This window comes from Providencia vermicola (genome assembly GCF_020381325.1).
GTDB lineage: Bacteria > Pseudomonadota > Gammaproteobacteria > Enterobacterales > Enterobacteriaceae > Providencia > Providencia vermicola.
Map to the genome: position 1 here is coordinate 1 of NZ_JAGSPI010000005.1, position 21,452 is coordinate 21,452.

The 21,452-nt window shown below is 39.0% G+C and carries 19 protein-coding genes; 14 read left to right on the forward strand and 5 right to left on the reverse strand.

All coding sequences use genetic code 11. From position 1 onward, the window contains the following. The first annotated feature begins 202 nt into the window (after positions 1-202). The 6 genes from KDJ85_RS08285 (at position 203) to KDJ85_RS08310 (ending at position 6,582) form a co-directional block, all read left to right on the forward strand. Positions 203-1,060, forward strand: coding sequence for a LysR family transcriptional regulator (locus KDJ85_RS08285; protein ID WP_225819245.1), 858 nt, complete (start codon positions 203-205; stop codon positions 1,058-1,060). A 188-nt stretch (positions 1,061-1,248) separates the two neighbouring features. After that, positions 1,249-1,770 (forward strand): fimbrial protein, encoded by a 522-nt coding sequence (locus tag KDJ85_RS08290; RefSeq protein WP_206084178.1) that lies wholly within the window; start codon positions 1,249-1,251, stop codon positions 1,768-1,770. Between the two features lie 58 nt (positions 1,771-1,828). Then, positions 1,829-2,500: a fimbrial biogenesis chaperone gene (locus tag KDJ85_RS08295; RefSeq protein ID WP_225819246.1), complete on the forward strand. Its 672-nt coding sequence runs from the start codon at positions 1,829-1,831 to the stop codon at positions 2,498-2,500. 2 nt (positions 2,501-2,502) lie between these two features. Further along, on the forward strand, positions 2,503-4,989 hold the full coding sequence (locus tag KDJ85_RS08300) for a fimbria/pilus outer membrane usher protein (protein ID WP_225819247.1): 2,487 nt from the start codon (positions 2,503-2,505) through the stop codon (positions 4,987-4,989). Between the two features lie 8 nt (positions 4,990-4,997). Further along, the gene (locus tag KDJ85_RS08305; RefSeq protein WP_225819248.1) at positions 4,998-6,017 is read left to right on the forward strand and encodes a fimbrial protein; all 1,020 of its coding nucleotides are present in this window, start codon (positions 4,998-5,000) and stop codon (positions 6,015-6,017) included. A 136-nt stretch (positions 6,018-6,153) separates the two neighbouring features. After that, positions 6,154-6,582, forward strand: coding sequence for a DUF7832 domain-containing protein (locus KDJ85_RS08310; RefSeq protein WP_225819249.1), 429 nt, complete (start codon positions 6,154-6,156; stop codon positions 6,580-6,582). A 73-nt stretch (positions 6,583-6,655) separates the two neighbouring features. Here the strand turns inward: KDJ85_RS08310 and pyk are convergent, their stop codons facing one another. After that, positions 6,656-8,098: a pyruvate kinase gene (pyk, locus tag KDJ85_RS08315; RefSeq protein WP_225819250.1), complete on the reverse strand. Its 1,443-nt coding sequence runs from the start codon at positions 8,096-8,098 to the stop codon at positions 6,656-6,658. 199 nt (positions 8,099-8,297) lie between these two features. Further along, a complete protein-coding gene (locus KDJ85_RS08320; RefSeq protein WP_225819251.1) occupies positions 8,298-9,143 on the reverse strand; it encodes a MurR/RpiR family transcriptional regulator in 846 nt (281 codons plus the stop codon). Between the two features lie 471 nt (positions 9,144-9,614). On the opposite strand from KDJ85_RS08320, the gene zwf reads away from it, so the two are divergent. Next, positions 9,615-11,090, forward strand: a complete 1,476-nt coding sequence (zwf, locus tag KDJ85_RS08325; protein WP_206084185.1) for a glucose-6-phosphate dehydrogenase — start codon at positions 9,615-9,617, stop codon at positions 11,088-11,090. Between the two features lie 73 nt (positions 11,091-11,163). On the opposite strand, the gene pdxK is transcribed toward zwf, so the two are convergent. Further along, complete coding sequence (gene pdxK / locus KDJ85_RS08330; protein WP_225819252.1) at positions 11,164-12,012, reverse strand: pyridoxine/pyridoxal/pyridoxamine kinase; 849 nt, start codon at positions 12,010-12,012, stop codon at positions 11,164-11,166. Between the two features lie 633 nt (positions 12,013-12,645). Here pdxK and mdtJ point away from each other — a divergent pair. Beyond that, positions 12,646-13,074: a multidrug/spermidine efflux SMR transporter subunit MdtJ gene (gene mdtJ / locus KDJ85_RS08335; RefSeq protein WP_047757207.1), complete on the forward strand. Its 429-nt coding sequence runs from the start codon at positions 12,646-12,648 to the stop codon at positions 13,072-13,074. Position 13,075: 1 nt separating this feature from the next. Continuing rightward, positions 13,076-13,408 carry a multidrug/spermidine efflux SMR transporter subunit MdtI gene (mdtI, locus tag KDJ85_RS08340; RefSeq protein ID WP_225819253.1) on the forward strand — a complete coding sequence of 111 codons (333 nt, stop codon included), beginning with the start codon at positions 13,076-13,078 and terminating at the stop codon, positions 13,406-13,408. A gap of 617 nt (positions 13,409-14,025) precedes the next feature. On the opposite strand, the gene KDJ85_RS08345 is transcribed toward mdtI, so the two are convergent. Together KDJ85_RS08345 and KDJ85_RS08350 are read right to left on the reverse strand one after the other, a co-directional pair. Then, positions 14,026-15,528: an FGGY-family carbohydrate kinase gene (locus KDJ85_RS08345; protein ID WP_225819254.1), complete on the reverse strand. Its 1,503-nt coding sequence runs from the start codon at positions 15,526-15,528 to the stop codon at positions 14,026-14,028. A gap of 13 nt (positions 15,529-15,541) precedes the next feature. Continuing rightward, positions 15,542-16,582, reverse strand: a complete 1,041-nt coding sequence (locus tag KDJ85_RS08350; RefSeq protein ID WP_225819255.1) for a LacI family DNA-binding transcriptional regulator — start codon at positions 16,580-16,582, stop codon at positions 15,542-15,544. 551 nt (positions 16,583-17,133) lie between these two features. On the opposite strand from KDJ85_RS08350, the gene KDJ85_RS08355 reads away from it, so the two are divergent. The 5 genes from KDJ85_RS08355 to KDJ85_RS08375 all read left to right on the forward strand — a co-directional run bounded on the left by KDJ85_RS08355 (position 17,134) and on the right by KDJ85_RS08375 (position 21,425). After that, positions 17,134-17,940 (forward strand): TIM barrel protein, encoded by an 807-nt coding sequence (locus tag KDJ85_RS08355; RefSeq protein WP_225819256.1) that lies wholly within the window; start codon positions 17,134-17,136, stop codon positions 17,938-17,940. Between the two features lie 6 nt (positions 17,941-17,946). Beyond that, on the forward strand, positions 17,947-18,666 hold the full coding sequence (locus KDJ85_RS08360; protein ID WP_225819257.1) for a triose-phosphate isomerase: 720 nt from the start codon (positions 17,947-17,949) through the stop codon (positions 18,664-18,666). 2 nt (positions 18,667-18,668) lie between these two features. Further along, a complete protein-coding gene (locus KDJ85_RS08365; RefSeq protein ID WP_225819258.1) occupies positions 18,669-19,166 on the forward strand; it encodes a secondary thiamine-phosphate synthase enzyme YjbQ in 498 nt (165 codons plus the stop codon). Positions 19,167-19,199: 33 nt separating this feature from the next. Beyond that, positions 19,200-19,976, forward strand: coding sequence for an SDR family oxidoreductase (locus tag KDJ85_RS08370; RefSeq protein ID WP_225819259.1), 777 nt, complete (start codon positions 19,200-19,202; stop codon positions 19,974-19,976). 174 nt (positions 19,977-20,150) lie between these two features. Beyond that, a complete protein-coding gene (locus KDJ85_RS08375; RefSeq protein ID WP_225819260.1) occupies positions 20,151-21,425 on the forward strand; it encodes an MFS transporter in 1,275 nt (424 codons plus the stop codon). The last annotated feature ends 27 nt before the right edge of the window (positions 21,426-21,452 follow it).

Below are 21,452 nucleotides of genomic sequence, written 5' to 3' on the forward strand. Positions count from 1 at the left end.
AGATGTGTATAAGAGACAGATAAGAAATAATTGACCATTTAAAAACTAATGTTTTAAATTTTAAGAAAATCAACTTAAAAAAAGCTAAACAAATGTTTGTTAATTAACCTGTATGTATAAGTACTTATTAACGCATTTAAAATATGTTGCTATATTTTAATGGAATTATAAAAATAACTTCAGGCTAATACTTGGAGAGATTATGGAAAAAACCCGAACGACATTAGATCAATGGATTACTTTACAAGCTGTCGTTGATTATGGTGGCTTTGCTCAAGCAGCTGAAATTTTGCATAGAACACAATCATCAATTAGTTATACGATTAGCAAATTAGAGCAAACATTGGAACTTGAGATATTTTCTTTAGAGAGACGCCGTGCAGTACTCACTAAACAGGGCGAACAACTTTTAGCATTATCTAGGGAGGTTACAAATAAAGCAATTTCATTAGAGGAGTTGGCTAAGTCATTGAATTATGATGGTAATGGGAAAATTAACATTGTAATGGACTCTTTATATCAAAGTGATGAAATACTTGAAAAAATAGGACAATTCACACGTCTAAGAAAGGATTATGACATTGATTTTAAAAGAGTTTCATTAAATAGGGCTGATGTGCTATCACTGAAAAATTATGATTTGCTCATTACTCATCATAAAATTGAGTCTTTAAACCCAATTTATTTAGAGCAAGTTGATGCTATTTTAGTGACAAGCCCAGACCATAAATTACAATCATGTAATGAATCTAATGTACTGAATTTATTAGAAAAAACAACACATATTGTTCTGCTTCCTGCTTTTGGTGAAGTTGAGAAAAGCATTCAGACAATTAATGTAGCTAACGTTGAGATAGCGGTAAAATTAACTGAAAATTCAGTTGGATACTCATGGTTGCCTAAAAATCTAATACAGGATAAGCTGAATAATAATTCACTAAAAGAGCTGAGAATTGCAAATAAAAGCAATGAATATCGCTTTTATATGTATTTGAATAAAAATTCAATGGTGAGTGATATTTTAAAATATTACCTTATCGATAATGATAAAAATAAATAAATACATCTTTTTTTGAATGATAAAAATAAACATAAAAATTTTAGATGTAATTTAAAAAAATTCAATGTATCAATTTGTTAACTTAACTAAAGGTAAATGGTATATTCCGTCCGCACTCCCAATATGAGTAATGTAATTATTCATTAAGTAATAATTAATAATTAAAGATCTATATTATAGGAACTATTATGAGTATTCTAAAAAAATCCCTAACAGTAATAGGGGTGGCTTTAGCTGTAACATCTGCGTCAACCGTTTTAGCTTCAGGTACAATTAATTTTACTGGAGAAATAACAGATATCGCTTGTACAGTAGATAGCAACTCTAAAAATTTAAATGTTGACCTTGGGAAAGTTTCATCAAAAAGCTTAGCTGCACAAGGTGAAGTTGCTGGACTAAAGGATTTTACAATTAAGCTTGTTGATTGCCCAGCTAACTCTAAAGTGACAGTACGTTTTGGCGGCACACGTGATACGGCTGACCGTGACATTCTAGCGATCAACCAAGCTGCGGGCGTTGCTAAAAATGTGGGTATTGCCTTATTTGAAAAAGATGCAACTACACAAATTAAACTGTTTGAAGATTCAAAAGAAGTTGAATTTGATGGTGCAACAGTTGATTTAGACTATGTTGCTCGTTATAAAGCAACAGGCGCTGCAACCGCAGGTCCTGCAAACAGCAGTGCAGTTTATAGTATTCAATACCATTAATACTATTAGAGGGTGGTATTCGCCACTCTCTATCTCTTTTTAAATCCAGGCTGTGTTTATGAAAAGAATATTACTTTCAGTATTTTTATTTGCGTTCACTATGTCCAATTTTTCTTACGCAGCAGGTATTAGCGTTGGGGGAACACGATTTGTTTATGAAGAGAATAAACGTGAAATTGATATTCCAATTTATAATAGTGATAAAGAAAAACCATTTTTAATACAAAGTTGGGTATCACCCTATGAAGGTGAAGGAAAAACGCCATTTATAGCGACGCCACCTTTATTTAGGATTGAACCTGACACAAATGGTTCTGCACGTATTTCATATATAGGTGAGCCAATAGGGGCTAATCAGGAAAAACTGTATTTATTGAATATCAAATCTATACCGCCAAAGGATAGTGGAATAGAAAACGAATTACAGATAATTATCAACTCACAGTTTAAATTATTTTTGCGTTCAAAAGATATTGAGCCATTTGACTTCGAAAAGGTTTTTTTAGTAAAAAAAACAGATGGAATTATGATTGATAATCAAACACCTTACCATTTGTCGATAAAAAATATATTAGTGAATGGCAATGTGGTGGCTGGCAAAAACCTAATTTACCCGTTTAAAAACGATTATATTCTTAAGAAAAATACGAACAATGATAATTCTATAGTGGTGCAATTTATTAATGATTATGGCGCCATTATTGAGAAAAAAACAAGTAAGAGTATATGAAAATGTCAGTTGTATGCGCGAAAAATAAGCTAGCCTATTCTAAAATATTTATACCTATCAGCATGGTGATTTATACAAATAGTGCTATTTCTGAAGATATATTTGATATTAATGCAATTAACACAGGCATTGAAAGCCAAGTGGCGGACGTTAATAGTTTAGGCTACCTTTCGCAAGTCGGTGGACAATTGCCAGGTACTTACTATGTCGATATTTATATAAACAATAATTTAGTTGTGAACAAGAGTATAACCTTTGTTTATGATGATAAAATAAAAAAACTGATCCCTGAAGTGACAAAAAAAATGTTATTAGAATGGGGGGTGAAAAATTCAGTAAGCCAAGAATTTTCAGATATGAGTGAAAACGAATATGTGAAAAATATTGAGACACTTATTCCGAGTGCGAAGCTGGGCTATCATTTTGAAGTTAATCAATTGCAATTAAGTATTCCTCAAATTGGGTTAGAGAATACGAGCCGCGGTTACGTTGAACCAAGCGAATGGGACGACGGAATTAATGCCGCGTTTGTTAATTATACAGCAAGATATAACAAGTATTGGTATAAAGACAGAGATAACAATAATAACTCATTTCTAGGTTTGAGAAGTGGCATTAATTTAAATGCATGGCGGCTAAGAAATCATAGTACATACAGTAAAACTATGGATGAAAGCCATTGGAATAACCTACAAACTTATTTAGAACGGGATATTCGGACATTAAAAAGCCGTTTAACGATTGGCGAAACATCTTCTGATAATGGTGTAATGGAAAGCAACCCGTTTCGTGGGGTTAGGTTAGCGTCAGATGAGAGCATGTTACCACAAAGCCAGAGGGGCTTTGCGCCTGTTGTAACGGGAATTGCACAGACCAATGCCATTGTGACGGTAAGGCAAAATGGTAATGTCATTTACCAGACGACGGTACCACCAGGTGAGTTTTCGATTAATGATCTTTACCCGACATCTTATAGTGGTGATTTAGACGTTACTATTGAAGAAACAAATGGTACGACACGTTCTTTTATTCAACCATTTTCAGCTGTACCAATGATGCAAAGGGCTGGAGCGCTTAAATACAGTCTCGATATCGGTAAATATAATGTTGATAATGCGCGAAGAAAACCTAATTTTGCACAAGCTTCTGCAATTTATGGTTTACCTTATAACATGTCGATATATGGTGGTTTTTTAGTTTCCGCTGATTACCAAGCTTATACAATGGGAACTGGCGTCAATTTGGGGAATATTGGGGCGATATCAACGGATATTACGCAAGCCTCGACAACATTAATTGATAAAACAAAAGCGGATGGGCAATCATATCGTGTTCAATATTCAAAATACCTGCCAGGTACAGGAACATCATTTTCGTTAGCTTCATATCGTTATTCAACCAAAAACTATTATGATTTTTCTTCATCAAATAATTATTTTTACGATATAGGCAGGAAAAAGCAACAATTCCAAGCGTCCATTTCACAGTCATTGGATGGGATTGGCTATTTTTCCATTAATGGCTATCAACAGTATTACTGGGATAAGGGCGGTTCAGATAAAAATTTGACAATGAGTTTCAGCTCAAATTACAACGCGATGAACTACAGTGTTGCTTATTCATATATGAAGCAAGACTACTCTAATACAAATGATCAAATGCTTTCGGTGAATTTGAGTATCCCATTTGATATTGGTCAGAAAAATAATTGGGTTAATTATAGTTATAATACTAGCCGCAAAGGGGATTCAACAAGTTCGCTTAGCTTTAATGGGACACGTTTAGAAGATAATAACCTTCAATACGACATTACTCAACGTTATAACCATAGCAGAAATGAATACAGTAATTCGGTCAGTGCTAACTATATTATTTCTGCAGGAGAATACAGTGCTGGATATAACTATGATCCTAAATATAACTCTGTAGATTTAGGTGCAACGGGTGCGCTGTTACTGCATTCTGGCGGAATAACGGCATCCCGAACAATTTATGATTCAGCGGTATTAGTTAAAGCGGAAGATATCGATAATCTTAAAGTGAATAACGCCCAAGCTTTATATACGGATGCCTCGGGTTATGCGGTTATTCCAACCGTGACACGCTATGAACGTAATAAGGTAAGTGTGGATACCGCCACATTGACAGGAAATAATGATGTTGCAATCAATACGACGACTGTTGTTCCGACACAAGGTGCAATTGTATTAGCGAATTTCCAAGCAAAGCGTGGGGCAAGAATTTTATTAAGGTTAATGAATAAAGGTAAGCCAATTGCTTTTGGTACTCAAGTATTTGTATTTGAAAAAGATAACCAAGTGACTAGTGGTATTGTTGCCAATGATGGAGAAGTGTATTTAAGTGGTGTACCAGAGCAAAGTGTTATCAAAGTGAAGTGGGGTAATAACCAGACTCAGCAATGCACGGTGCCGCTTTTATTATCACTAGAGAGTGACAAAATTCAGTTTATAGAACGCGTGTGTGAATAGGAGTTATCATGAAAAAATTAGGTTTAATATTCTGTATTCCAACGCTTTTATATTCACAATTTGGTTTTGCAGAATATAGAGCTGAATTCACAACAAGAACAAAAGATGTTGCAAAAACACTTTATGTGCCTCGAACTTTACCTGTAGGCAGTTTTATTGATTCAGTTGATTTGGGCAGTTACACACCGTGGGTTTGGTGGAATGCAACAGGTCGAACAGAAGTGGGTATTTATCTCACAGGGCTTTCATCTCCATCAATGAAAATCCCTGGTGTTGGTTATGTAAGAGAAATCAACAGCTCAGGTGTAGGCTATGCGCTTCATGGCACGGTGACAAGCCCTTGTGCAGGAAATGCATATGTTGACGGCGTAAATACTAAAGATGGAAATATTAGCAATAGAATAATTTGTGGCGTTACTTCATCTTCAGCATCCTATTCCGTACAGTTAAGAGCCGATTTTTATAAAGTGGGGGAAAATGTTAAAACACAAACACTACCTAGCGTGACGGCTGCAATGCTTATTTTGTACAACAATGGTTTTATCACTTCTGATACATATGGGAAAACGGAACCTCGGGTCACAATGGGGCCTGTAAAAGTGGTTTCAAGCGGATGCGAAGTAAAAAATAAAAATATTGATGTTCCTTTTGGAAGTGTTAGCAAAGCAACTTTTTCAGGCGTGGGCTCAACGAGCCCAGAGAGTCAGAAAAATCTTCAAATACAACTCGATTGTGACCCTGTTTCGGCAATTAGGGTAACGTTTATCGGAACACCAGATGCGAGCCAAACACCAGGGGCTATTGCATTGAATGACTTAAGTGACATCAACACAGCGCAAGGTTACGCTATTCAAGTAAAATATAAAGGTGAGCCAATTAAGTTGAATCAGTTGATGACTTTAGTCGAAAAAAATAGCAGTGCAGGGTTATATAATATTCCTTTAGAAGCAGTCTATATACAAACACAATCTGCAACGAAAACGGGCAAAGCGAACGGCACATTACAGTTTAATCTACAATATCACTAACGATGACGGTTTCTGTGTCTAGCAATGGCTAAATACAGAAACACGTTATTTTCCCTCCAAACTTCCTATCTATTAAATGAATTTAACCCTGTATAGTCATTATCGTTGATAAATAATAATGAAGGTGTGAAAGACAATGGCAATTGATCGTATGGATTGGCACTATGGCGGTGATTACCCTGAAGGGCTTCCTACTGAAAATGGTGGAACACACATCGGTTTTTACCTGACGTGGATCATTCAACATGGTTTAGTGGGTGAGTTTCACCTTGAAGAATCGGAAGATGAAATTGCGTTAGTTAAAGCGCGAAAAATGGATGGCCGCGAATTCTTAATTTCTATGTGTGATGAAAAATTTATCAGTGAAGATTTAAACGATGAAGGTAATGCATTCACTGAGTTTTATTACGCAGCGGAAGAAGGTGGATACTTCGATGATTATGAACGTGTTTTACAAAGTGATTTACCGTCCACTTATCATGTTGAAAATAGTTGGGAAAATTACGATAAAATTGCCGCAATAATTAGCGATGCGTTTGCCAAATGGAAACAGGCAAAAGCTTGAAGATACGGATATGATAAAGGCAGCGAATAACTGCTGCCTTTTATTTGATAACCTAATTCCGTTCAGTTGAAGATTATTCGACTTCTAAGATACGGCAAGTGTTAGTGCTTCCTACTGTACCCATCAGGTCACCTTGAGTCACGAGGACGATATCCCCACTCATTAAGTAGCCGTTATCACGTAAGCGAGTGACAGCTTCAGCTGCAGCTTCAATACCATCAGTGTGTGTGCTACAGAAAACAGGGGTAACGCCGCGATACAATGAACATTGGTTCAGTGTTTTTTCGTGACGTGACATAGCGAAAATAGGTAAGCCAGAACTGATGCGGGACATCATACGCGCGGTACGGCCTGATTCAGTCATCGCAATAATTGCTTTTACCCCTTTCAGATGGTTAGCTGCGTACATCGTTGACATCGCGATGGCTTCTTCAGGGCTGCTAAATTCAGCATCTAGACGGTGTTTAGACACATTCAAACCAGGCATTTTTTCTGCGCCAAAACAAACTTGTGCCATGGCGGCAACGGTTTCTGCTGGGTACTGACCTGCGGCGGTTTCTGCGGATAACATCACCGCATCCGTGCCATCTAACACTGCATTCGCCACATCCATGACTTCTGCACGTGTTGGCATTGGGTTTGTTATCATTGACTCCATCATTTGGGTTGCAGTGATAACGACACGGTTTAATTGACGTGAACGGCGGATCAGCTTTTTCTGGACAGCAACGAGTTCAGGATCACCAATTTCCACGCCTAAGTCACCACGAGCGACCATAACAACGTCAGAGGCAAGGATAACTTCATCCATAACTTGGTCGTTTGCAACAGCTTCTGCACGCTCAACTTTTGCTACGATTTGGCATTCACAACCTGCATCACGCGCTAAACGACGCGCATAATCTAAATCTTCCCCTGAGCGCGGGAAAGAAACGGCTAAGTAGTCGACATCAATTTTAGCGGCAGTTTTGATGTCTTCTTTATCTTTGTCTGTTAACGCTTCAGCAGAAAGGCCACCACCTAATTTATTGATACCTTTATTATTTGATAGTTGGCCGCCAACGGTTACTTCAGTAAAGACTTGCAAGCCTTGTACTTCACGGACTTTTAATTGAACTCGGCCATCATCAAGAAGCAGGATATCACCAGGAACGACATCAGCAGGTAACCCTTTATAGTCGATGCCAACTTTTTGCTGGTCACCTTCACCTTTGCCTAAGTTAGCATCAAGAATGAATTTATCACCGATATTTAAGAATACTTTACCGTCTTTAAACGTAGAAACACGAATTTTAGGACCTTGTAAATCGCCGAGGATCGCAACATGGCGACCTAAACGAGCGGCAATTTCACGCACTTTGTTAGCACGTAGCTGATGGTCTTCTGGAGTTCCGTGGGAGAAGTTAAGGCGAACAACGTTGGCACCTGCATTGATAATTTTTTCGAGGTTATTATCACGATCGGTAGCTGGACCAAGGGTTGTAACAATTTTAGTTCTTCTAAGCCGTCTAGACATGTATGACTCCGTTGACCTGTAATGGCGTTGATAAAAGGGTGAAACCATTTCACCCCATTTCGAAACCTGTTTACTGCAAATAGGGATGCTGACACGAGCACAGCTATTATATACTGCGAATTTCTTAATGCTATCAGGTCTGTAAAACTATTAAAGTCCGATGAGCATAGAAAGACATTTTATCCTGTCAGTTTTAGCTTTAGACGTTATCAAACCGCGAATCGCGTAAGGCTTCTTTGACACGCTTCAAGTTATCTCTAAATTTTTCACCTCTTCTTAACGTAAACCCAGTTGTTAATACATCAACAACAGCAAGTTGCGCCATTCGAGAAACCATCGGCATGTATATGTCAGTATCTTCAGGAACATCAATAATGATAGATAACGAAGCGGCTCGTGCTAGAGGGGCATTTTCTGAAGTGATAGCGATGACCGTTGCATCATTTTGTCGGGCCAATTGGGCCATCTCAACAAGGGCTTTGGTTCTTCCTGTGTGGGAAATTAACACAATGACATCCCCTTCAGTACTATTCATACAGCTCATGCGTTGCATGACAATATCGTCAAAATACATGACAGGAATATTAAAGCGAAAAAACTTATTCATTGCATCGTGAGCGACGGCAGCAGATGCACCGAAGCCAAAAAAACTAATTTTTCGTGCTTGGGTGAGTAAGTCAACAGCTCGATTAATTGCGCCGATGTCAAGCGTATGTTTCACATGATCAAGACCCGCCATCGCGGATTCGAAAATTTTGTGGGTATAGGTGTTTACTGTATCCGTTTCTTCTACATGCCGATTAACGTAGGGGGTGCCATTAGCCAAGTTTTGGGCGAGGCGAAGCTTGAAATCGGGGAACCCTTTGGTATCCATCTTCCGGCAAAATCGGTTAACTGTAGGCTCACTGACATCAGCTAATTGAGCAAGGGCAGCGATACTCAGATGAATAGCGCGCTGTGGCATCCCTAAAATCACTTCAGCCACTTTTTTCTCCGATTTACTTAAAAAATCGAGGCTGGTTTTCATTTGTTCTAAAATATTCATAATAGCAAAAGCGCCTATTTCATCAAAAGGAGAAATTTTTCTGCCATCACGCTATGTTATGTTTCATTATAAGCTGGCTGTCGTGAGGCAATCACTTAGAGTGAAAATATACTATGTGAGGTAAGTAGGCTATCTGAATGCAGGTGATAAATGGCAGCTTTTTTGTAAACTTTGAAGCGTATCTAATTTTCACCTCAGTAAGTTGACCACGTTTTTTGTCATTTTATTACGGAAGCTGGCTCCTTTCAGTTTTCGAGTTAGTTTTACGGGTAGGATGACATAAAGTGTATAATGACAGTCAAGAACAATGATATGCTGCTTTTTTCAGCATAAAAACTGTGATCAGTATCATGAAGATTTACTGAACACTAGCAACAGGGTACATTAGCGGAATTAGGGCTAATTTTAACAAAATTACAATAAGGCCTATCCTAGTTAGGCCTTAGATTCCGCAAATTGAGGAGAACCAATATGGCGGTACATAATGCTGCTCAAGCTTGTGACTTAATTATTTTCGGTACCAAGGGAGATCTCGCGCGTCGTAAGCTGCTTCCTTCTTTATATCAGTTGGAAAAAGCGGGTTATATCCACCCTGACACCCGAATTATCGGCGTAGGCCGTGCAGATTGGACACAAGCTGATTATGTCGAATTCGTTAAAGAAGCGTTAGACAAATTCTTAAAAGAAGAACTCGATTCAGCATTGTGGGAAAAACTCAGCGCCCGCTTAGATTTCTGTAATTTAGACGTTAACGAAACAGACAGTTTTGTGCGTTTAGCTGACATGTTAAAGCAAGATTCACACCCAGCTATCCATTACTTTGCCATGCCACCAAGTACATTCGGCGCAATGTGCCAAGGCCTTGGTCACGCAAAATTAAACAAAAAACCAAACCGTGTCGTGATGGAAAAACCATTAGGCACTGATTTAGAATCTTCTCAAGAAATCAATAATGAAGTGGCGAAATACTTTGACGAAAGCCAAGTTTATCGTATTGACCACTATTTAGGTAAAGAAACAGTTTTAAACCTGTTAGCGCTGCGCTTTGCAAACTCGTTGTTTATCAACAACTGGGATAATCGTACGATTGATCATGTGCAAATTACTGTTGCAGAAGAAGTTGGGATTGAAGGCCGTTGGGGCTATTTTGACCAAGCAGGTCAAATGCGCGATATGATTCAAAACCACTTACTGCAAATTCTGACGATGATTGCAATGTCGCCACCTGCTGATTTAACCACTGACCGTATTCGTGACGAGAAAGTTAAAGTATTGCGTTCATTACGCCGTATTGACCATACCAATGTGCGTGAAAAAGCAGTGCGTGGGCAATACACCTCTGGTTTTGTTCAAGGTAAAAAAGTCCCTGGCTATCTCGAGGAAGAGGGGGCTAACAAGCAGAGTATGACGGAGTCATTCGTTGCACTACGTGTGGATATTGACGATTGGCGTTGGGCGGGTGTGCCTTTCTATTTACGTACAGGTAAGCGCCTACCAGCAAAATGTTCAGAAGTGGTTGTGTACTTTAAAAAGCCTGCACTGAATATTTTCTCTGAAAGCTATCAAGATTTACCACAAAACAAACTGACTATCCGTTTGCAGCCAGATGAAGGGATTGATATCGAAATTATGAATAAGGCTCCAGGCCTTGATCATAAACACCGTTTGCAAACCACTAAACTGGACTTAAGTTTCTCTGAAACCTTTAATCAAACTCATCTAGCCGATGCCTATGAGCGTCTACTGCTTGAAGCAATGCGCGGTATCCAAGCGTTATTCGTACGACGTGATGAAGTTGAAGAAGCATGGAAATTTGTTGATTCCATCATGGATGCATGGGCAATGGATAACGAAGCTCCAAAACCATATCAAGCGGGAACATGGGGGCCAATTGCTTCTGTTGCAATGATTGCTCGCGATGGCCGTTCTTGGAATGAGTTTGAATAATCGATAGCTAAACGCAATTTTAATGATAAAAGCCAAACCCACGAGTTTGGCTTTTTTATGATATCGGAACGAATTAGAGCACTAATTCACTGCGCCCTGTTGCAACCATATGGATAATCCCTTGTTCGATGCGTAAGCACGCCATTTTTGCCGCATCGGGAACGGAAAGACCCGCAAGTAGCTGTGCTGTCAGTTCTGCCCCAAATAAGTCGCCTGTCCCTTTTGGTGTGACAGGGTAACGTTTATGACGGATCACGGCGACATCGTTTTTCGTCACGCAGACCACTTCAATATTATCGTCATCAGGTTGGAAGGCACTAGTAATAATTACCCATTGCGTATGACCTTTTAATAAGCTGCGAGCGGCAATAATTGCTTCGTTTAAGTTATTAACCTGCTGCCCACTTAACGTCATTAATTCAAATTTATTCGGGATAATACCTGTTGCTAATGGGATAACTTTATCACGGTAGACATCAGCAATCTCAGGTGGAATATAAAAGCCACTATCTTCATCCCCCATGACGGGGTCGACAATAACAGGTAATGTAGGGCGCTGTTCACGCACTTTTTCCAGCCAACAGGCTAAATCCCGAGCTTTGTCTGGGGAGCCTAAATAACCCGTTAAAATTGACCTGACGGAGTCTAAGCTACCGCGTTCTACAAAACCGTTTAAATAGCCGCGGAACCATTCACCGGGTAACTCACCACCATAACAGGTTGGATAGTGAGGCGTATTGCTTAATACTACGGTTGGAATTGCGGCAACACGTAAGCCTTGCTTAGTCATTGCAGGAACTGCGATGCTGTTTCCCACACTGCCATAAATTACCTGAGATTGAATGGATACGACATCATAAGGGAGTGGCGTTGCGTCTGCGGCATTTTGAAAGCTGTTGGAGGTTAGGCTGAAGGTGTTCATGTCTCTCTCTTTGGTGTAACTCAATCATATGGCTACTATAAGAAGCTTGTTCCTTTAGCTTGTCAATGTGAAAGATCAAACAGCGCACGCATTGGGCTAGCAAAGTCAAAAAAGTGGTATAAATAAATTTTTTTATTTAAAAATGCTAAAGGAAAATGCCAAAATTACGGTTGACTATTCGGTCGAAGCTTGATGGCACTAGGGTTAGTTAGCATATTAATGAATAAGTATGCATATTTTTATGCAATATAAAAGGCGTTTGTATTCATTGACTTAATAAAAAAGGCATGCTAAAAATAGTGTGTAATCAACTATCAACATGAGGGTTCGGAGTAAATTGGGTGGATGTCCGCCTGATGAAAAGAATAAGATATCATGCTTAGCTCAACTAGCGGCAAGATCAGCAAGTCCCAAAAAAGAACGACACACAGGCTTTTCCTTTCAGCTATCCTTTCCAGTGAACACTACTGGTGTGGTGCATTATAGCGTCTCTCTCGATTATTCATTTCGCTGAATAAATTCAGCATCGCATTGTTTTTATTTGAATTTTCAACAACTGCGTTAACGCTTTTTGTTTGCATGCTCTGTACAAAAAACAGGCTATGACGCAGCTGTATATAGAGAGATATTATAATGATTTATTGGATATTTTTAGTATTAGCTATCGTAACTGAAGTTATTGGTACCTTATCAATGAAACACGCCAGTGTGAGTGGCGATTTCACTGGCATGGTGGTCATGTACGTGATGATAGCCACATCATACATTCTTCTCGCCATCGCAGTGAAAAAAGTTGCATTAGGTGTTGCCTACGCACTTTGGGAAGGTATCGGCATTTTGTTCATTACCACTTTTAGTGTCATGTGGTTTGGTGAAACCTTATCACCGATGAAAATAGGTGGATTGGTATTATTGATCACTGGTATCGGCCTGATTAAATCAGGAACCAAAAAAGCGACAGTTCGCGGATCGGCTCAAAAAGTAAAACAGGCCACTCAGCATGCGGTCAATGCAGCTAAATCAAGTGCTTTAGTTGGACGCGAAGCTAAGTCGGAGGCGTAATATGGCCAGTCATTTTGAATGGTGGCATGCAGCGTTTTTGATCTTAGCGGTGGTATTGGAAATTATAGCGAATATCTTGTTAAAAATGTCGAATGGCTTTAAACGATATTGGCTAGGGATACTCTCGCTGTTGGCCGTACTTGGGGCATTTAGCTCTCTTGCACAAGCAGTAAAAGGTATCGAGCTATCCATCGCATATGCGCTCTGGGGAGCTTTCGGGATCATCGCGACAGTGGCAGCAGGGTGGATACTGTTTAATCAACGGCTGAATTATAAAGGCTGGGGTGGAATAGTGTTACTGTTGCTGGGAATGGTGTTGATTAAGATGTCTTAATGCGCGTTATATTTTGCGTTGTCGCGTTGTTGGCTGCACTTGCTAACCCAAGTCACATACTACTGTATGCTCCTTGGGATTAGCGCGATTGCCGCCTAGCGACACCACAAACTATTTAGCGCATGAATACATTATTATATTTTGCGCGTGAATGTGTGTAAATGTATCGCTGTTCGCACCGCGGATCTAACAAAAAAGGGCTAACCAAAAATGGTAGCCCTTTTTTCTATGAAGAAATTGACTTAGTCAATTGCCGCCTAGCGACACCACAAACTATTTAGCGCATGAATGTGTATTTTGAGCTGTCGCGTTGTTGGCTGCACTTGCTAACCCAAGTCACATACTCATGTATGCTCCTTGGGATTAGCGCGATTGCCGCCTAGCGACACCACAAACTATTTAGCGCATGAATGTGTATTTTGAGCTGTCGCGTTGTTGGCTGCACTTGCTAACCCAAGTCACATACTACTGTATGCTCCTTGGGATTAGCGCGATTGCCACCTAGCGACACCACAAACTATTTTGCGCATGAATGTGCATATCGAGCTGTCGTGTTGTTGGCGCACTTGCTAACTCAAGCAGTCTACTTATGTAGATGAATTAGGTTTTTATGCTATTTAATGCACTGATTTTCTTAATTGATTATCGAGTTGATAAACAGGTTGTAATGCAGTGTATAACGCATCAAAAACACGGTAAGTATCACTATATTCAGCATTGCTTTTCGGTAAATAGCGAGTTTTAATCTTCACACATTGTGAGATAGCGTCTTTGAAAGAGGCAAAATATCCCTCATCAACAGCAGCAATAATAGCGGCGCCTAAGCTTGATGCTTCCTCATTCTCAGGTATTTCAATCGGCTGATTGGCAAAATTAGATTTTAGCTGTGTCCAAAAGGCTGATTTTGCGCCACCACCGACAGAAACAATTTTTATCACTTCAACACCTGCATCTTGCATATGTTGTAAATTCTTCTTCAAAAGACATGCGACGCCTTGCATCACCGATAAAGCAAAATCATATTTATCATGGTGTGCATTGACAGCAAAAAAAGCACCTGTGGCATGTTCATTAAAATCGGGTGCATTCACTCCAGTTAAATAAGGCAAAAATATGGGCGGCGGTAATTGACGATGCTTATTTTTAATTTGCTGAGTTATTTCATTAAAAGACAGAGTTTCGCAAAATTGATTCTTAAACCACTCCAAACTATAACCACCGCTTTCACAAACAGGCAATAGCACATATGAATTAGGGAAAGGGCCACAATTGAGTGGGATTTTACTGCCATCAAAAATCGGTTGGTTAACCAGTGTTGCAATAGACAACACGGTGCCCGCCGATTCGCTAATAACGCCTTCTTGAATATTCCCCGTTCCTATCATCCCAGCGAAATGGTCTAAAGTACCGATATTAATTTTCGTTTCTTGGGTTAGCCCATAATCCTCGCAAACCCATTGTTCTATAAGGTTTCCTGCAATACTCCCAGAGGGGTGAACCTCAGGTAATTGGGATAATTTAACCCCGCAGTAGTCTAAAATATCAGTCCAATATTGTTTTTTGGTAATATCAAAGTAATGGGAAAAACTGTAAATAGAATAGTCGCCTAACATCCGACCGCTAAGCCTAAAAACAATATAATCTTTTAATAATAAATAATGCGCAGTACGAGAGAATATCTCGGGTTGGTGGCGCTTCAACCATAACATTTTGGTGATGGGCCATGTCGGAATAAGTTTGGGTTGACCTGTTGTGTGATAACACAGTGTTTCATCAAAAGCGTGAGACAATTCATCACATTCTTTTTTAGACCGCATATCCAACCATGAAATAGCAGGGTAACAAGGTTGTTGTGATTCAGCTAATAAAACCAAGGACTCTGCTTGCCCCGTTAGGACAATCTGCACAACATTATGTTGGTTGTGATTTTTGCCTAATAGGGCAGATTGCTTAACCATGGATTGAATACGGTTAAAATAGTCATTTGGGTCAAATTCAACCCTATCATCTGTTTGCTGGTAGGTAACTGTTTCAGATAATAACGATAATAACGTTAATTTTGAATCATAGATGGAGACTTTAATATTGGTAGTTCCCAGGTCAATGGCAATAATGTTCATGGAGTGATCCTCGTTATTTTTGTAATAGATTTTTTACTGAACCACGGTTAATTAGCGTTGGTTCAGACGAGAAAAAGCAGGTTTCAGATCGACCTTTTAATAAACACGCACGTAAAATACTAATATGGCTTTCCGCTATTTTTTCTTTCGGTAGTTGTATCGTTGTTAGTGGAGGCGTGGAAAAAATAGATAATGGATTGTTATCGAAGCCAATAACACTGATATCTTCAGGAATTGAAAACTGATACTGCATTGCGGCCTTATACACCCCGTATGCCAGATTATCGTCAAATGTCATTACGGCAGTTAAAGGTAGGTTGAATGCATGCTTTTTCGTATCCCAGAGGGATTGAATGACCTGAAAACCATTCATTATTGAGGAGCTGGCAATTTTTACGCGTTCATCATCAAACGGTACTCCATATTCAGCAAAGGCTTTTTTGATTCCTAATACATAGTTACGGCTGGTTGGAAAATTCAGTGTTTCTGTGATCACTAAACAATCTTTATGGCCCTGACTCAATAAATGAGAGGCTGCTAAATAACCACCTTGTTCATAATCAACATGAACATGGTGGCTGCTAATATTGTCATAGTGGGCACCTTGCACAATTAATTTATTTGAGAATTCAGATAAAAGCTGCAAATTAGCAGGGTTCATTGACGTTGGTTCAAGAATAATAAAGTCAGGTAAACGAGATAACACTGCTTGGATATTAGCTCGTTCAATTTTTTCACTAAATTGTGAGTCAAAAATCATGGTGGTATAGCCATGCTTTGCCATCGTAATGGCAATATCACGAAAAATGTAGGTTAAAACTGGATTTTCAATATCATTAAAAATAATGGCAATTGTTTTTGTTGAATCACCACGTAAACCTTTCGCCAATGAATTTGGGGTATACCCCATTTCATTGGCTTTATGCAGCACAAGCTTACGCGTTTCTTCTTTAATCGCAGGGTTATGATTGAGCGCTTTTGAGACAGTTGAAAATGAAATATTCAGCTCTTTGGCTATCGATTTTATCGTAACAGGTTTATTGGTTGATGCCATCGTATCGGCCTTATTCGAATTCAAAATTATAGATAAAATGGTTAACTAACTTCAGAGTAAATAACAATTACAACGTTGTCAATGAGTGTTATAGCGATTTTGAAATAGGTAAATTATTTTTTGATATGGCCAGAAGAAATTTCACATTTATATGAATTATTAATTACCTACTGTTTTTCGGTTTAGTTTCAATAATTAATTGTTTCTGATTTATTTAGTTGATATTAAACAGTATTTGTTATCTTTTGGGCTTTCGGGTTTAAAAGGAAATAAAATTAAGATATCCATCACAAAATGGATTTGTTGTTATTTTTCTGTAAATACATCTATTGACTTTAAATTGCGATTTAGCGACATTAAGTAAAAAATAAATTACAACGTTGTAATTATAACACTGATTTAAACGTTAAAAAAACTTGTAGGTAGAGGTTTTAAGCAAAAGATAGGAAGACGTTATACGAAGCTTAATGCAAAAAATTTTTACCCAATAATTACAACGTTGTAATTCTAGCGAAGGTAACAAGAGAAATATCACAATTAAAAATGAGGTCATGATGAAAATAGCAGCCGCCAACCTAATGGTGTCAGGGAAAACAATAACAGAAAAAGCACAACAACTTGAAAAATGGGGATTTGATGGGATTGCGTTATTTATAAAGTATAGCGAATGGACGGATGAACTTTATCAAGAAGTCCTTGATTTAGAAAAAAACACAGGAGTCAAACCGTGTGAATTTGCTTTTAGTGATGATTTATATGGTCATTTGATGAGTGATGATTTGGTATTGCGAGAAAAAAGCCGCGCAATGTATAAGCTTGCTGCGAAAATTGCGGGTGAACTAGGTGCCGTTACTGAACTTGAATTTGCTTACGGCGTTCAAGACCCACTGCCATTGTTTAATCCCTATCAGTCAATGAATGCCGAGCTGCATGCAGGCTTTTTAGACATGTATCGTGAGTTGACCGCACCATTGGCTGGGACGCAGGGTTATATGTTATTGGAGGGCATTAATCGTTATGAAAGCCCTTATTTAAATAGTATCAAACAATGTAAAGACATTATTGATGAGCTTGCTTTAGCGAACACAGGTGTACTTGCCGATTTTTTCCATATGTCTATCGAAGAAAGCAATATCACAGATAGCATTCGCTATGCAGGAAAAGATATTCGACATGTGCACTTAGGGGACAACAACCGCTTATTACCAGGGTATGGCTCAATTGATTGGATGGCAGGGTTTAATGTATTGAGAGAAGTTGGGTTTGATGGGTTTGTTTGTCTTGAATGTAGCACTTGTGGCATTTCAGCAAAAACGCTGCCCGAAACAGCAAAATTCTTAAAAAAATTAATTGGGTAGGGCTGCATGAAGACAATGCTAAACCTGAATACGCCTTTTTTTGAGATTGGCCCTAAAACCTACCTTTATGGTGAAGCAGCACTTGAGCTGGCACAAGCAGCAGACAGCTTATGTGAAAAATATAGTGTAGATATTATCTTTACTGCGCAATACACAGATATTGAAAATATTGCGAAAAACACACGATTTATCAAAGTATTTGCACAGCACATGGACTGTAACGAGCCTGGCCGGGGAGTTGGAGCAGTATTACCCGAAGCGATTAAACAGGCTGGAGCTGTTGGGGTACTACTTAATCATGCAGAAAAACCGCTATCCCTCGATGTGCTAGCAAAAACAATTGTACGAGCAAAGCTGGTTGGCTTAGCAACGCTAGTCTGTGCGGGAAGTTGCGAAGAGGCGATGATGATCGCGCATTTAACCCCCAACATTATCTTAGCGGAATCACCCGCGTTGATAGGTAAAGGTATTCGAACTGAGCAAGATATGGCGGAAATTCAGAGAATTAACCAATCCATTCATGCTATTAACCCAACTATTTTAGTCTTGCATGGCGCGGGGATCAGTAATGAAAAAGATGTGTACGCAATCATTCAAGCAGGTGCAGATGCAACAGGTTCAACAAGCGGGATTATAAAAGCGGATGATCCCATTCTGATGCTGGAAAAAATGATAGCTGCGGTGAATGACGCGTGGCAGTTAAGAAATCAAGCGAATGGAGAATAAGTATGGCTGTTTTTCATAAAATAATTCCAATTGAAACAACACGAAGAGTCAGTTTTGACGACATTACGGAGAGTGTTCAAAAGTTGGTCAAAGAATCGGGTATTCAAAATGGTATGGTCAATGTCTTCTCTCAACATACCAGTTGTAGTGTATTTATTCAGGAAGACTCTGAGGATACAACTTATTGGAATACCCCATTGATTCTACAGGATATGTTGAATGTTTTCGAAAAAGTGATCCCAACTTGCCAATATGAAACCCAGTATCTGCATCCAGGGCCTATTCATATGGAAAATGCGCAGAAGTTGCGTGATGAAAAACCTGAATGGTTGCTAAACACGGATGGGCACCTGCGCTCCGTGCTACTAGGGCGTTCGGAAACAATTCCATTGCTGGATGGGGCGATGACACTTGGGGAGTTTGGTCGGATTTACTTTTCAGATATGGATCAAACTCGTGAGCGTAGTCGTATTGTACGAGTGCAGATTATTGGCGAATAACGATTAGATAGAACAAATAAGAAGGAATACACTATGGGTATTTTAGAGAAAATGCGTTTAGATGGCAAAAAAATTTTTGTTACTGGAGGCGCTCGCGGCATAGGCAAGCGCTTGGCGATTGCGTTATCTGAGGCGGGAGCTGATGTGGCTATCGTTGATGTTGATTTAGCGGAAGCACAAAAAACGGCATTAGAAATTGCAAAAGCCAATAATAATAAAACTATCGCGATTCGCACTGATATTACTCAGCCTGCTGACGTCAATGAAATGATTGAAACTATTTTACGTGAATTTGGCCGTATTGATGTGGCTTTTTGTAATGCAGGTATTGGTCACACCGTCCCTGTTGAAGAAGATACACTTGAGGATTGGCATCGTGTGATTAATGTGAATTTAAATGGGACATTTTTAACTGCACAAGCGGCGGCAAAAGTGATGTTAAAACAAGGTGGTGGTTCCATTATTAATACTGCGTCTATGTCAGCACACATTACCAATATTCCGCAAAAAGAATGCTCTTATGCCGCATCTAAGGCGGGTGTCATTGCGATGTCGCGCAATATGGCGGTTGAATGGGCAGATAGAAATGTTCGAGTGAATACCATTAGTCCAGGTTATATGGCAACCGAAATGACATTAAATGATCCCAATTTAGCACCATTAATTAAAGAATGGGAACAGCTTATCCCTGTACATCGTATGGGTAAACCTGAAGAGTTAGAAGCACTTGCAGTGTATTTGGCGGGGGATATGAGCTCCTATACCACAGGTGCAGATTTCCGTGTCGATGGGGCATATACCTGCTTCTAAGATAAACACTTATCAATATTAATATTCCAATAAAAAACATAATCTAATGGGGTTATATCGGGATGCTTTTGCCTAAAACCCCATGAATAGACAATTTTATTGTTAATTGAGCCTTTAATCCGAACATGAAGTACAAACCAAAATATTTAAAAGAATAATTCAATGAGGTTTGAAATGAATCAGAATAATAAGCACAACGTTCTCGACAAAATAGGCATTCCCAGCTCACTCTCATGGGGGTATTTAGGTGTATTAATCTTTATGATTGGTAATGGAGTCGAAATTGGCTGGTTAAGCCCTTATTTAATTGATAACGGCTTGACAATTCAGCAAGTCTCTACGCTGTTTGCCATCTATGGTGTGACCGTTGCATTGTCATCGTGGTTTGCGGGGGTATTTTTCGAAACCTTCGGTGCAAAACGCACCATGTTTATTGGCACATTGGCTTGTCTCGTGGGTATTACAGGCTTTATTGCCCTTGGCCTAAAAGAAATGTCATATTCTATCTTATTGTTAATGCAGGCAATTAAAGGGTTTGGCTATCCGTTATTTGCTTATGCATTTTCGGTGTGGATAGCATATCGCAGCCCAAGAAATAAACTCAGTACTGCCTATGGTTGGTTCTATTTTATGTTTTCCGGCGGCATGCAGGTATTAGCGACATTCTATGCAACATGGGCAGTAACAGAATTAGGAAATATTAATACGCTTTGGACAACGTTGGCCTTTATTATTGTCGGTGCATTCTTTGCGTTAAGTTTAAATAAAGATGACATTAAACCCGAAAGCCAAAGAACAACATCGGAAAAAGTCCAAGAAGTATTAAAAGGGTTAACCATCGTTAAGCAACATCCTAAATTGTTTATCGCCTGTATATTGCGAATCATAAACTCATTATCACAATACGCATTCCCTGTTTATCTACCGATTTATATGATTGAGCAAGGCTTCACCACAACGGAATGGTTGAGTATTTGGGGCGCTGCATTTACCAGTAACATTATTTTTAACCTTGTTTGGGGGATCACAGGTGATAAGTTCGGACATAAAAGAACCATCATCTGGTGTGGTGGTGTATTAACAGGAGTGAGTATGCTGCTTCTATTCTATGCACCGCAATTTGTTGGCGCAAACTACGTGGTTGTTCTTATGTTATCGATGGTTTGGGGAGCAGGGGTTGCGGGTTATATTCCATTAGATGCTATGTCAGCTAATATGGTGGAAAAAGATAAAGGCGCAATCATGTCCGTATTGAATTTAGGTACAGGGCTTTCTGTGGTTATAGGGCCTGCAATAGTTGGTTTATTTATTCACCTAATCGGGCCAAGCGGCGTGACTTGGTTGGTGGCAGGTTTGTATTTTGTTGGGGCGTTAATTACCAATTTCCTTGATGAGCCTGTTAAAAAACATGTTCAAGTGATAGATAATAAAAAATTAATTAACGAATAAATTACAGCATACTTAATATAGTAAAAA